The sequence below is a fragment of the Streptomyces aureocirculatus genome, from assembly GCF_000720475.1.
Classification (GTDB): Bacteria; Actinomycetota; Actinomycetes; order Streptomycetales; family Streptomycetaceae; genus Streptomyces; species Streptomyces aureocirculatus.
Genome location: NZ_JOAP01000054.1, coordinates 1 through 12,525, shown reverse-complemented (window position 1 = coordinate 12,525; position 12,525 = coordinate 1). Strand labels below are relative to the sequence as shown.

General features: G+C 71.9%; 8 protein-coding genes. 6 read left to right on the top strand and 2 right to left on the bottom strand.

What is annotated here, in order from left to right:
- The 3 genes from IG78_RS0134995 (at position 1) to IG78_RS0134985 (ending at position 3,609) form a co-directional block, all read left to right on the top strand.
- The gene (locus IG78_RS0134995; protein ID WP_030571552.1) at positions 1-1,671 is read left to right on the top strand and encodes an ABC transporter ATP-binding protein; all 1,671 of its coding nucleotides are present in this window, start codon (positions 1-3) and stop codon (positions 1,669-1,671) included.
- A gap of 335 nt (positions 1,672-2,006) precedes the next feature.
- Positions 2,007-2,843, top strand: coding sequence for an ECF transporter S component (locus IG78_RS0134990; protein ID WP_037687313.1), 837 nt, complete (start codon positions 2,007-2,009; stop codon positions 2,841-2,843).
- A gap of 346 nt (positions 2,844-3,189) precedes the next feature.
- On the top strand, positions 3,190-3,609 hold the full coding sequence (locus IG78_RS0134985) for an aggregation-promoting factor C-terminal-like domain-containing protein (RefSeq protein WP_030571546.1): 420 nt from the start codon (positions 3,190-3,192) through the stop codon (positions 3,607-3,609).
- Positions 3,610-3,888: 279 nt separating this feature from the next.
- Here the strand turns inward: IG78_RS0134985 and IG78_RS0134980 are convergent, their stop codons facing one another.
- Positions 3,889-5,058, bottom strand: coding sequence for a steroid 3-ketoacyl-CoA thiolase (locus IG78_RS0134980; RefSeq protein ID WP_030571543.1), 1,170 nt, complete (start codon positions 5,056-5,058; stop codon positions 3,889-3,891).
- Between the two features lie 259 nt (positions 5,059-5,317).
- Here IG78_RS0134980 and IG78_RS0134975 point away from each other — a divergent pair, with 259 nt between their 5' ends.
- Complete coding sequence (locus tag IG78_RS0134975; protein WP_030571540.1) at positions 5,318-6,562, top strand: cytochrome P450; 1,245 nt, start codon at positions 5,318-5,320, stop codon at positions 6,560-6,562.
- Between the two features lie 117 nt (positions 6,563-6,679).
- On the top strand, positions 6,680-8,308 hold the full coding sequence (locus IG78_RS0134970) for a hypothetical protein (protein WP_030571537.1): 1,629 nt from the start codon (positions 6,680-6,682) through the stop codon (positions 8,306-8,308).
- Here IG78_RS0134970 and IG78_RS0134965 read toward each other — a convergent pair.
- Positions 8,265-10,445, bottom strand: a complete 2,181-nt coding sequence (locus IG78_RS0134965) for a bifunctional glycosyltransferase 87/phosphatase PAP2 family protein (protein ID WP_225882427.1) — start codon at positions 10,443-10,445, stop codon at positions 8,265-8,267. The genes IG78_RS0134970 and IG78_RS0134965 overlap by 44 nt on opposite strands.
- 631 nt (positions 10,446-11,076) lie before the next feature.
- Here IG78_RS0134965 and proP point away from each other — a divergent pair.
- Positions 11,077-12,435 carry a glycine betaine/L-proline transporter ProP gene (gene proP, locus IG78_RS0134960; RefSeq protein ID WP_051853225.1) on the top strand — a complete coding sequence of 453 codons (1,359 nt, stop codon included), beginning with the start codon at positions 11,077-11,079 and terminating at the stop codon, positions 12,433-12,435.
- Positions 12,436-12,525 lie beyond the last annotated feature (90 nt).

Genomic DNA, 12,525 nt, shown 5'->3' with positions numbered 1-12,525 from the left:
ATGATCCGGTTCGAGGACGTCTCCGTGCGGTACGAGGGGACCGCGGGGCCCACCGTGCGGGGCGTCGACCTCAGCGTCCCCGAGGGGGAGCTGGTGCTGCTCGTCGGCCCGTCCGGGGTCGGCAAATCGACGCTGCTCGGTACGGTCAGCGGGCTCGTCCCGCACTTCACGGGCGGCACCCTGCGCGGCCGCGTGACCGTCGCGGGGCGCGACACCCGTACCCACAAGCCGCGCGAGCTGGCCGACGTGGTGGGCACGGTGGGCCAGGACCCGCTCGCCCACTTCGTGACCGACACCGTCGAGGACGAGCTGGCGTACGGCATGGAGTCGCTCGGCCTCGCGCCGGACGTGATGCGCCGCCGCGTCGAGGAGACCCTTGACCTGCTCGGCCTCGCCGACCTGCGGGACCGCCCCATCAGCACACTGTCCGGCGGCCAGCAGCAGCGCGTGGCCATCGGCTCCGTCCTCACCCCGCACCCCCGCGTCCTGGTCCTCGACGAGCCGACGTCGGCCCTCGACCCGGCCGCCGCGGAGGAGGTGCTCGCCGTCCTCCAGCGCCTGGTCCACGACCTCGGCACCACCGTCCTCATGGCCGAGCACCGCCTGGAACGCGTCGTGCAGTACGCCGACCAGGTCCTGCTCATCGCCGCCCCCGGCGAACCCCCCGTCCTCGGCGACCCCGCCGCCCTCATGGCCGTCTCCCCGGTCTACCCCCCGGTCGTGGACCTCGGCCGCCTGGCGGGCGCGGACCCGCTGCCGCTGACGGTGCGGGACGCACGGCGCAGGACGGCGGGGCTCCGGGAGCGGCTTGCGAGGGTGGAGGTGCCCGCGGGGGCAGGAGTGCCCCCGGGGAGCGGCGGGGTGGGCGCGGGCGCGCCAGCCGGTGCCGACGGCGCGGGTCCGGCCGTGCGGGTCGAGCGGCTCGCTGTGCGGCGGGGGCGTGTCGAGGCGCTGCGGCACGTCGACCTTACCGTCGCCCCCGGTGAGACCGTCGCCCTGATGGGGCGCAACGGCGCGGGCAAGTCCACTCTTCTCTCCACCCTGGTCGGGCTGCTCGCGCCCGCCTCCGGGTCGGCGCGGGTCGGGAGCGCGGTGCCGCACCGCATGCCGCCGCGTGAGCTGATCCGGCACGTCGGCCTCGTACCGCAGGAGCCGCGCGATCTGCTGTACGCGGACACGGTCGCAGCGGAGTGCGCGGCGGCCGACGGGGACGCGGACGCCGCGCCCGGCAGTTGCCGGGCGCTGGTCGCCGAGCTGCTCCCCGGCATCGCGGACGACACCCACCCCCGCGACCTGTCCGAGGGCCAGCGCCTCGCCCTCGCCCTCGCGATCGTGCTCACCGCGCGCCCGCCGCTGCTCCTGCTCGACGAGCCGACCCGCGGCCTGGACTACGGGGCCAAGGCCCGCCTGGTCACGGTCCTGCGCGGGCTCGCCGCGCGGGGGCACGCCATCGTCCTGGCCACGCACGACGTGGAACTGGCGGCGGAGCTCGCCCACCGGGTGGTGATCCTCGCCGACGGCGAGGTGGTGGCGGACGGCCCGACGGCGGACGTCGTGGTGGCCTCACCGTCGTTCGCCCCACAGGTGACCAAGGTGCTCGCACCGCAGCCGTGGCTGACGGCGACCCAGGTGCGGGGTGCCCTGCGGGCGGCGGAGGGAGAAACACCGTGACCGGCCCGAAGCCCCCGAGGTCCCCGGAGTCCCCGGAGCCCTCGAAGCCCCCGGAGGCTCCGGATGCCCCAGATGCCCCGAAGCCGCCGAAGCCGCCGAGGTCCCCGAAGTCCCCGAAGTCCCCGAAGTCCCCGGACGCCCCGAAGTCCCCGGACGCCCCGAAGTCCCCGGACGCCCCGAAGTCCCCGGAGGCCCCGAACGCCCCGGACGCCCCGGACGCCCCGAAGCCCCCGCGGTCCCCGTCGTCCCCGTCGTCCCCGTCCCCCACGCCCGGCACGCCCGGCACGCCCGGCACGCCACCCGAAGGCGACCACTCCCACCGGCAGGTCCGCCCCGTGCGGCTCGGGCCCCGGTCCGTGGCCGCCCTGGGGCTCGTCAGCGCGGTCGGGGTGGTCGCCTTCGGGTGGCCCCTGTTCGCGGGCAGCGACTCGTCGCTCAGCGCGCACGCGCAGGACGCTCCGTGGCTGTTCGCGGCGCTGCTTCCGCTGCTGCTCGGGGTCGTGGTGGCGACCATCTCCGACGTCGGCCTGGACGCGAAGGCCATCGCGATGCTGGGGGTGCTCGCCGCCGCGGGCGCGGCGCTGCGGCCGCTGGGCGCGGGGACGGCCGGGATCGAGCCGATGTTCTTCCTGATGGTGCTGAGCGGGCGGGTGCTCGGGCCGGGCTTCGGGTTCGTGCTCGGCGCGGTGTCAATGTTCGCGTCCGCGCTGCTGACGGGCGGGGTGGGGCCCTGGATGCCGTTCCAGATGCTGGCCATGGGATGGGTGTGCATGGGGGCGGGCCTGCTGCCGGGCGCCGACACCGTCTCGCGCTCCCGGCTCCGCCCGAACGGCGCGGGCCCCCTCCGTGGCCGCCCCGAGCTGTACCTCCTCGGGGCGTACGGGGCGGTCTCGTCCGTGCTCTACGGCGTCGTGATGAACCTCCAGGGCTGGCCCTACATCGGCGGACTCGCCACGGGCGTCTCCTTCGTGCCGGGCGACCCGGTCGGCGAGAACCTGGGCCGCTTCCTCGCGTACTGCCTGGCCACCTCGCTCGGCTGGGACCTGCCGCGCGCCGTCGTCACGGTGGTTCTGAGTCTGACGCTCGGCCCCGCCGTCCTGAAGGCACTGCGCCGGGCCACCCGGCGGGCCGCGTTCGAGACGCCGGTCACATTCGAGCCGTCCGAACGGTGAGCGGGTTTGCGCGCTCCGTGAGGAAAAGGGCGGCTCGTCCGTGAAGCGGCCCACAGGCCTTTGGTCCTCTACTACCCGGGCCCGTAGCCACGCCCCATTGACGCGTACGCACCAAAAGGCGGTCTGACCTGGCCATTGAGAGCCAGATCACACGGGGGACCTCCGGTCTTCGTGCGAGTGCCACTAGTAAGAGGGGGCATTGCCACGCCGCGTCAGCCCTGTTTCTCTGGATGAGTCGCACGGCGCCGACGTGCCCCTGAGGGCCTCGGCGCCGAGGCATTCCCCCCACGGTCCGCGTGACCACGGCATGCCCGCGACGATCCAGTCCCCCACCGGAAGGTCCTCTGTGTCCGTCTCGCTCCTCCGCCGCATCGCTTCCCCGAAGAAGGCTCTCGCCACCGGCGCCGTCGCTGCGGCCGCCACCGGCATGGTCTTCGCTGCGGCCCCCGCCCAGGCCGCTCCGGCGGCCGCGACGTCCGACTCGGCCAAGGCCGTGGCTCAGCGGATGATCTCGGACGACGCGCAGTTCAAGTGCTTCGACCGCATCGTCGCCCACGAGAGCGGCTGGGACGTCAACGCCAAGAACGCCTCCTCCGGCGCGTACGGCCTGGTCCAGGCCCTGCCCGGCTCGAAGATGGCCTCCGCGGGTGCCGACTGGCAGACCAACCCCGAGACCCAGATCGAGTGGGGCGTCAAGTACATGAAGGACCGCTACGGCAGCCCCTGCGACGCGTGGAGCTTCTGGCAGGCCAACGGTCACTACTGAGCCTGGCCCCTGGGCCTTGAGCAGCGCGTGGGCGGTACCCCCGGTTCGGGGGTGCCGCCCTTTTCGCGCTGCGCGCTCGTCCTCAATCGCCGGACGGGCTGTCCCCCACCCACCCACCCTCATCGCCCACCGCGCCCTCGCTGCCGACCGCGAACCGATGAGAGACAGCCGACCCCGGCAAGATCAAGCCCGTCCGGCGATTGAGGACGAGGCGCGGAGCGCCGATAGGCCCCAGCCCCCGCGCCCCGCGCACACGCACCCACCCCCGGCCCGGGAGGGCTAGAGCCGCTGAAGAAGCGTCGCGGTAGCGACCGCACCCCCCGCGCACATGCACACCAGCGCGAACTCCTTGTCCGCCCGCTCCAGCTCATGGAGGGCGGTGGTGAGCAACCGCGCCCCGGTCGCGCCCACGGGATGCCCGAGGGCGATCGCGCCGCCGTTGACGTTCACCTTCTCCAGGTCCTGCTCGAAGACCTGGGCCCAGCTCAGTACGACCGACGCGAACGCCTCGTTGATCTCGACCAGATCGATGTCCCGCAGGGACATGCCCGCCTTGCCGAGCACGGCCCGTGTCGCGTCGATCGGCCCGTCGAGGTGGAAGTGCGGGTCGGCCCCGACAAGGGCCTGGGCGACGATCCGGGCGCGCGGCCGCAGCCGCAGGGCGCGGGCCGTCCGCTTGGAGGTCCACAGGAGCGCGGCGGCCCCGTCGGAGATCTGGGAGGAGTTGCCCGCGGTGTGCACGGCCGTGGGCATGACGGGCTTGAGACCGCCCAAAGCCTCCATGGACGTGTCGCGCAGCCCCTCGTCGCGGTCCACGAGCCGCCACATGCCCTGCCCCGCGGCCTGCTCCGCCTCGTTCGTGGGCACCTGCACGGCGAACGTCTCGCGCTTGAAGCGCTCCTCGCCCCAGGCGACCCGCGCCCGCTCCTGCGAGATCAGCCCGAGGGAGTCCACGTCCTCGCGGGTGAGCCCCCGCTTGCGGGCGATCCGCTCGGCCGCCTCGAACTGGTTGGGCAGGTCGACGTTCCACTCGTCGGGGAACGGCTTGCCGGGCCCGTGCTTGGAGGCGGACCCGAGCGGCACCCGTGACATCGACTCGACCCCGGAGCTGATCCCGACGTCGATGACGCCCGCCGCCACCATGGCGGCGACCATGTGCGCGGCCTGCTGGGACGAGCCGCACTGGCAGTTGACCGTGGTCGCCGCGGTCTCGTACGGCAGCCCCATCGCGAGCCACGCGGTGCGCGCCGGATTGGCGGACTGCTCGCCGGCCTGGGTCACCGCGCCGCCAACGATCTGCTCCACGCAGTCGGCGTGGATGCCGGTGCGGCCGAGGAGTTCGCGGTAGGTCTCGCCCAGGAGATAGGCGGGATGGAGATTGGCGAGCGCGCCCCCGCGCCTGCCGATCGGAGTGCGTACGGCTTCGACGATGACAGGTTCAGCAACCACAGGATCGTCCTCTCCTCCACGGCCCGCGGGGCGTCCCGGCAGCCCGCGCGTGAGAACTAGTACGCGTTCTAGTTCTGTTCAGCAGTCTGCTGAGCCCGACCCCGCTCCCGCAAGGGTCGTGCACGCAACGCCCGCACAACTCCGCACTCGAAGCGGCCGCATCGATCACGTCATGGGCCTTGCGACTTGTAGAACCCGTTATTACGTTGCGTACCCACCTCCTGATGGCCCGTCAGATGAACGTCTGGAGCTGGCTGCGATGTCCTGTCCCGCCCTGCCCGACGGCTTCGACTTCACCGACCCCGACGTCCTGCACGACCGCGTGCCCTTCCCGGAGTTCGCTCGGCTGCGGCAGTCGGAGCCGGTGCGCTGGATCGCCCAGCGGCCCGGCATCGCCGGCTTCGACGACGCGGGCTACTGGGCGGTGACCCGGCACGCCGACGTCAAGTACGTGTCCACCCACCCGGAGTTGTTCTCCTCATCGCTGAACACCGCGGTCATCCGCTTCAACGAGTCGATCAGCCGCGACAAGATAGACGTCCAGAGAATGATCATGCTCAACATGGACCCGCCCGAGCACACCCGGGTCCGCCAGATCGTGCAGCGCGGGTTCACCCCGCGCGCCATCCGGTCCCTGGAGGACGCCCTGCGCGACCGCGCCCGCCGGATCACCGAGGCCGCCCTCGCGAACGCCGCCGCCGACGGCTCCTTCGACTTCGTGACCCAGGTCGCCGTCGAACTCCCCCTCCAGGCCATCGCCGAGCTGATCGGCGTACCCCAGGGGGACCGCACCAAGATCTTCGACTGGTCCAACAAGATGGCGGCGTACGACGACCCGGAGTACGCGATCACCGAGGAGGTCGGCGCCGAGGCCGCGATGGAGATCGTGAGCTATGCGATGAACCTGGCCGCCGCCCGCAAGGAGTGCCCGGCCAAGGACATCGTCAGCCGGCTCGTCGCGGCCGAGGACGAGGGGAACCTCAACTCCGACGAGTTCGGGTTCTTCGTCATCCTCCTCGCCGTCGCGGGCAACGAGACCACCCGCAACGCCATCACCCACGGCATGCACGCCTTCCTCACCCACCCCGGCCAGTGGGACCTGTACAAGCGTGAGCGCCCGGCGACGACCGCCGAGGAGATCGTGCGCTGGGCCACGCCCGTGGTGTCCTTCCAGCGCACCGCGACCCAGGACACCGCACTCGGCGACGCGCGGATCAAGAAGGGGGACCGGGTCGGAATCTTCTACTCCTCCGCCAATCACGACCCCGAGGTCTTCGACCGCCCCGACGAGTTCGACATCACCCGCGACCCGAATCCGCACCTCGGCTTCGGCGGCGGAGGCCCGCACTTCTGCCTCGGCAAGTCCCTCGCCGTGCTCGAGATCGACCTCATCTTCCACGCCCTCGCCGAGGCCATGCCCGACCTGCGCCTGACCGGCGCACCCCGCCGACTGCGCTCGGCCTGGCTCAACGGGGTCAAAGAACTCCAGGTCAGCGTCAGTTGAGCGGGTGAATCCGCCAAATGTTCATGTACTCGGCGGCAATCGCCAACGTTTTCGATGCATCGAGCGTCTAGTGGGGTGACCCTTGCCCCTCCAAGACTTCGAACGGAAACGGTGGCCGTGGCCTCTGCCGACCTCTCGATCGTCCCGACCGGCAGTTCGCCCACAGAACGGAAGAGCCCCTTCCGCGCGGCCCGCTCCTTCTACCGGCGCCACCGCGTCGCCGTCCTCGCGACCGCGCCCACCCTGCCCCTGTACGCGCTGTGGGCGGCGTTCCTCGCCACCGGCGGCGGTGACCTCGCCGCACAGGAGGCCTGGGCCAGGTTCGCGGACGACCACGGCTCCGCCGCGTACGGCCTCTTCTGGTACGGCGGCATGCACACCGCCAACTACAGCCTGATATCCCCGTACCTGATGGCGGCGATCGGCGTGAAGACCGTCACGGTACTCTCCGGCGTCGCGGGGGCCTGGCTCGTCGCCGTCCTCATCGAGCGCTCCGGCGTGCGCCACCCGCTGTGGCCCGCGGTCCTCGCCTCCCTCGCCGTGTGGTGCAACGTCGCCTCCGGACGCACCACGTTCGCACTGGGACTCGCCTTCGGCCTCGGCGCCGTGCTCGCCCTGCTGCGCGAGAAGCGCCTGACGGTCGCGGTGGTCTGCTCGGTGCTCGCCACCATGGCATCACCGGTGGCGGGCCTGTTCCTCCTGGTGGCGGGGGCGGGCTACTTCTTCGTACGGGACTGGGGGCGCGCCCTGGCCCTGCTCGTGCCGCCCGTCGTGGTCGTCGGCCTCACGACGCTGCTCTTCCCCTTCAAGGGCGAGCACCTGATGTGGGCACACCGGATCTACCCGCCCGCCCTCTTCAGCCTGGTCCTCGTGGTGGCGGGGCCGCGGGAGTGGCGGGTGCTTCGCTGGGGCGCGGGCGTGTACGCGGCGGGGACCGTCCTGACGTATCTGATCCCCTCCCCGATCGGCACCAACGTCGAGCGCCTCGCCGAACTCGTCGCGCCCGCGCTGCTGCTCGCCGCCCTGCTCACCCCCGCGCTGTCCGTGCTCCGCCGCCTCGCGCTCGTGACCGCGCTCGTCCTGTCGACGGTGTGGGTGGCGCAGAAGACCGTCGACGACCTTCAGGTGTCCACGGCCGTCCCCGCCTGGGCCACGGAGACCCATGGCGTCCTGACGGAGCTGAAGCGGCTCGGCGCCGACCGGGGCCGGGTCGAGGTGGTGCCCGCCCGCAACCACCGCGAGGCCACCGCGCTCGCGCCGTACGTGAACATGGCGCGCGGCTGGAACCGCCAGCTCGACATCGAGCGTGGCCGCCTCTTCTACGACGGTTCGTTCTCGGCGGCGACGTACCGGGCCTGGCTCGACCGCTGGGCCGTCGGCTTCGTCGTCCTGCCCTCCGGACGCCCGGACGGGCCCGCGCTCGCCGAGGCCGCCCTGGTGCGCAGCGGGCCGAAGTGGCTGGAGCCGGTGTGGCAGGACGAGCACTGGCGGATCCTCCGGGTGCGCAACGCGGTGCCGATGGTGTCGGCGCCCGCCTCCGTGGTCCGCTCCACCAGCACGGACGTGGTCGTACGGGTGCCGGAGCGGGGCGCGGTGACCGTGCGGATCGCGTACTCGCCGTGGCTCAGGGCCGGGGGCGCGTGCATCGAGCGGCACGGCGAGTTCACCCGGCTCACGGTCCGGACGCCCGGCACCTACCGGATCAGCTCGGGGTACGGTCGCCCGCCGCGCCCTGCGGCTTGCTGAGGGGCGCGTCCGGCGCGTCCGGCGCGTCCGGCACCTCCGCCGCCGGGTCCCTGGCCTTGTTCGGCGCCGCCTTCCCCGGCGACGGGGCGGGGGGCGCCTCCTCCGGTACCGCCCCGGCCACCGCGGGCTGCTTCCCCGTACCGATCCGGATGACCTCCTTCACGCGCGGTCCCTGGAGCAGGTACGTCAGGCCGAACCCGGCGCCGACGACGGCCGCGCCGCCCACCGCGTCGAGGATCCAGTGGTTGCCGGTGCCGACGATGGCGCACACCGTGAAGAACGGGTGCAGCAGGCCGAGGGCCTTCATCCACCACTTGGGCGCGAGGATCGCGATGGTCAGACCGCACCACAGGGACCAGCCGAAGTGCAGCGAGGGCATCGCCGCGTACTGGTTGGTGAGCTTCGTCAGCGTGCCGTAGTCCGGCTGCGAGAAGTCCTGCGGGCCGTGGATGGTGTCGATGAAGTTGAGGTTCTCCATCAGCCGCGGCGGCGCCAGCGGGTAGCCCCAGAAGCCGACGAGCGCGAGGACCGTGGCGAAGCCGAGGGCGGAGCGCGCCCAGCGGTACTGGGCGGGGCGGCGCAGATAGAGGATCGCGAGGACGCTCAGCGGCACCACGAAGTGGAACGACGTGTAGTAGAAGTTGAAGAAGCTCTCCATCCAGGGGGTGCGCGCCGTCAGATGGTTGAACCAGTGCTCGATGTCGATGTGCAGGAACTGCTCGATGGAGTGGATCTGCTCGCCGTGCGTCTCGGCCCGCTCCCGGCCGCCGGAGATGGTGCCGCCGGTCGCCGCCAGCCGGGTCTGCTGGTACGCGGAGTAGCCGACGCGGATCAGAAGCAGTTCGAGCAGCAGGTTCGGGCGGGTCAGGACGCGCCGCCAGAACGGGAACAGCGGCACCCACTTCCAGCGTGCCGGTACGGGATCGGCGTACGAGGTGGGAATCGGCTTCTGGTACTCGGGGGCCGTGCGGGACAGGAACGGCACGATCAGGGCCGAGGCGAGCGCGGCGAGCAGGACGACGTTGTCGCGCAGCGGATCGAGGACCGACATGTTCGGCAGCATCATCTTCGACGGCAGCGTCATCACCAGGACGATGGCGATGGGCCACACGTACCGGTCGGACGCGCGCCTGCCGACGCGGCCGACCACGGCGAGCAGCAGCCACAGGAGCTGGTGCTGCCAGCTCGTCGGGGACACCGCGATGGCCACACAGCCGGTGAGCGCGACGGCGAGCAGCAACTGGCCGTCGCGTGCGTACGTCACCGCGCGGCGCAGCCCGATGACGGCGACGGCGGCGCCGAGGGCCAGGAAGAGCCCTATCTCTAGCGGCCCCTCGATGCCGAGGCGGAGCAGGGCGCCGTGCAGCGACTGGTTGGCGTTGGCGTCCGGGTTGGCGCCGAGCCCCGCGCCCGCCAGGTGGTGCACCCAGTACGTCGTCGAGTCGTGCGGCATGGCCGCCCAGGCGACGGCGGTGGCGGCGGCGAAGGTGGCGCCCGCGGTCCCGGCGGCCTTCTTGCGGCCGGTGAACCACAGCAGCGGCGCGAAAAGCAGGACGGTGGGCTGTAGGGCCGCGGCGAAGCCGATGAGGACACCGCAGGCCCGCTCCCCGCGCACGGCGAAGCAGCCGAACAGCACGAGGAGCACGGGGATGATGCTGGTCTGGCCCAGGTGCAGGGTGTTGCGCACCGGCAGGGACAGCATGAGGAGGCAGATCGCGACGGGGGCCGCGAGCAGCGAGACGCGGCGCGAGACGGGCTGCGGCAGCGCGCGGGCGGCGACGAGACCGAGGACCACGACGAGCCCGAGGGTGCCGAAGGTCCAGGCCCAGCCGAGGGCGTTCTCCGCGGAGTTGGCGAACGGCTTGAGGGCGAGGCCCGCGAAGGGGGTGCCGGTGAACTTGTCCGCGTCGTAGAGCGAGCCGGCCACGTGCAGCACGCCGTTCGGCCCGATCCAGGTCTCCAGGTCGGTCAGGCGTTCGCCCTTGGGGGTGCGCAGGACGACGGCCACCTGCCGTACGGCGAGGACGGCGGCGATCAGCCAGAGGGCGACGCGGACGGCCCCGATCCTTGGATCGGGCGTCCCGGATGCCCCCGTACCCAAGGCATCCCCCGGTCGCCTGTGCTCAACATTCGCCACGCCCTGTCGGCCCTCCCGCCCCATCCGTCACCCTTGTTCAAATTCTCTGTTCACAGTGCCAGGAGATCCCTGATCTCACCCAAAAAGGCTCGCATGCCTTTGGGAGAGACGCGCGCAACCCCCACGTCACCTGGCAGCCACACCGCTTTTTACCGGCTTTTCGGGTCCGGTGCCCAACCGGACCCCGGCGGACGCGAGCCGCGACGGCGCCTGCACGGCCCCCTTCGGCGCTCGTACGAGGCTCGTACGAGGCTCATTCGTGCGAGGACTGCGGCTGTCCCCCTGTGCGACTGCACCGCCCGGAGGCGACATAGATCACATGAGGCTCATGCCGCCACTGCCGGAAGTGATCCTGTTTAGCCTGAATACAGCGCTATTGCCCACTGTGTGCGATCAACCCGCGACCCCCCGTAATGATGCTTGCTGCACCTAAAGTCGCGGGGTCCAAGTCGTCCACGAAAGGCAGGCGAGCGAGCTCTTGCCGACCGCGCAACACGTCGGATCCCGCACCTCCGGGGCCTCCTCCCCCACCGGCCCGGCTCTCGCCTCCGCCTCGACCCCCGTGTCAGCCTCGGCCTCGGCCTCGGCCGAGAACGCTTCGGCGGGTCCGCCCCCCGGAGGACCGGCCGCCATGGAAGTCACCGTCACCGACCCCGTGCTCGTCAGGCGGGCCGTGAAGGCGGCCGCGCTCGGCAACGCGATGGAGTGGTTCGACTTCGGCGTCTACAGCTACATCGCGGTGACCCTCGGCAAGGTCTTCTTCCCCTCCGGCAATCCCACGGCGCAGCTCCTCTCCACGTTCGGAGCCTTCGCCGCCGCCTTTCTGATCCGCCCGCTCGGCGGCATGGTCTTCGGACCGCTCGGCGACCGCGTGGGCCGCCAGAAGGTGCTCGCCCTCACCATGATCATGATGGCGGCCGGCACCTTCGCGATCGGCCTGATCCCGTCGTACGCCTCGATCGGCGTCTGGGCCCCGGTCCTGCTCCTCCTCGCCCGCCTGGTGCAGGGCTTCTCCACCGGCGGCGAGTACGCGGGCGCCTCGACGTTCATCGCCGAGTACGCGCCCGACAAGAAGCGCGGCTTCCTCGGAAGCTGGCTGGAGTTCGGCACGCTGGCCGGGTACATCGGCGGCGCGGGCCTCGTGACGCTGATGACGGCCCTGCTGTCCGCTTCCGACCTGGAGTCCTGGGGCTGGCGCATCCCGTTCCTGATCGCGGGCCCGATGGGCCTGATCGGCCTCTACTTGCGGATGCGCCTGGAGGAGACCCCCGCGTTCGCAGCCGAGCTGGACAAGGCGCACAAGGACGAGCAGACCCGGCCCAAGGTGCGGGTGCGGGACATGGTGACGGGCCAGTGGCGCGCCCTGCTCCTGTGCATGGGCCTCGTCCTGGTCTTCAACGTCACGGACTACATGCTCCTGTCGTACATGCCGAGCTATCTCACCAGCGAGCTGAAGTACGACGAGACGCACGGACTGCTCGTGGTGCTCGTCGTGATGGCCCTGATGATGTGCGTCCAGCCGTTCGTGGGCGCCCTCACCGACCGCGTCGGCCGCCGCCCCGTCATCGCCGCGGGCTGCGCGGGCTTCCTGCTCCTGTCCGTCCCCGCCCTGCTCCTGATCCGCGACGGGGCGCTGTGGGCCATCGGCCTCGGCATGGCCGCGCTCGGCCTCCTCCTGGTCTGCTTCACGGCGTCCATGCCCTCCGCGCTGCCCGCCCTCTTCCCCACTCCCGTGCGCTACGGCTCCCTCTCCATCGGCTTCAACATCTCCGTCTCGATCTTCGGCGGGACGACTCCGCTGGTGGTCACCGCGTTGATCGGGGTCACCGGGGATGTGATGATGCCCGCCTATTACATGATGGCGGCGGCGGTCGTCGGCGGGGTCGCCGTCTGGTACATGACGGAGTCGGCGGGGCGGCCGTTGCCTGGGTCTGCGCCGGCGGTGGAGACTCGGGCCGAGGCCCGCGCGCTCTCTTCTGGCCGTCCCTGATCGCGGCCTGCGGCCTGGCCCGTCCTCACCGCCGGACGGGCTCTTTTCCCCCACCCGCCCGCCCTTCCACCACACTGACGCGCTCATCCC

What these genes read in the sequence shown, in the direction of transcription:
- proP (WP_051853225.1), top strand. Translation starts at nt 11,077, where the DNA reads ATGGAAGTCACCGTCACCGACCCCGTGCTCGTCAGGCGGGCCGTGAAG.
- IG78_RS0134995 (WP_030571552.1), top strand. Translation starts at nt 1, where the DNA reads ATGATCCGGTTCGAGGACGTCTCCGTGCGGTACGAGGGGACCGCGGGG.
- IG78_RS0134975 (WP_030571540.1), top strand. Translation starts at nt 5,318, where the DNA reads ATGTCCTGTCCCGCCCTGCCCGACGGCTTCGACTTCACCGACCCCGAC.